The sequence below is a fragment of the Methylobacterium tarhaniae genome (assembly GCF_001043955.1).
Classification (GTDB): domain Bacteria; phylum Pseudomonadota; class Alphaproteobacteria; order Rhizobiales; family Beijerinckiaceae; genus Methylobacterium; species Methylobacterium tarhaniae.
Map to the genome: position 1 here is coordinate 1 of NZ_LABZ01000390.1, position 523 is coordinate 523.

The following is a 523-nucleotide window of genomic DNA, read 5'->3' on the forward strand; positions in this document are numbered from 1 at the left end:
GGCGAGCCACGGATTGACCAGGGCCCCGCGCAGCTGCCCGTTCCAGACCACGCCGATCGCCATCAGGGCACCGGCCACGAGGATGAACGGGTAGAGCAGCTTGCCGCCGACGCCGTGGCTCTCGCCCTCGTCCTTCTTGCCCGCGGTCCTGTGTCCCGCGGTCTTGTTTCCCGCGGTCTTGGCGATGAACACCACGCCGACCGCCATCAGCACCCCGCCGAGCCAGGGCAGCGCCTTGAAGCCGGCGGCCTGGAGCCCGAACAGCCCGAACGTGTCGAGGGCCAGTGACGTGATGATGTTGGCGGTCAGCGTCAGGCCATTGAACGGGCCAGCCCCGACCTTGTCGATGAAAACAAGCCCGCCGAACACCGCGACCGCGCCGGCCAAGCCCCCGAGGGGGGCGTACCAGGGCATCTTGCCCAGCGTGTCGAGGCTCGGCAGCGGCGTCGGCATCACCAGGAACAGGGTGACGAAGACGAACACGATCGGCAGGACCGACACCGTGGCGGCGAGCCACGGATTG

The 523-nt window shown here is 68.8% G+C and carries 1 protein-coding gene; it reads right to left on the reverse strand.

The features are described 5' to 3' along the window. Positions 1-523 (reverse strand): DMT family transporter (locus VQ03_RS30205; RefSeq protein ID WP_048454632.1); only part of this gene is annotated, 523 nt, incomplete at both ends.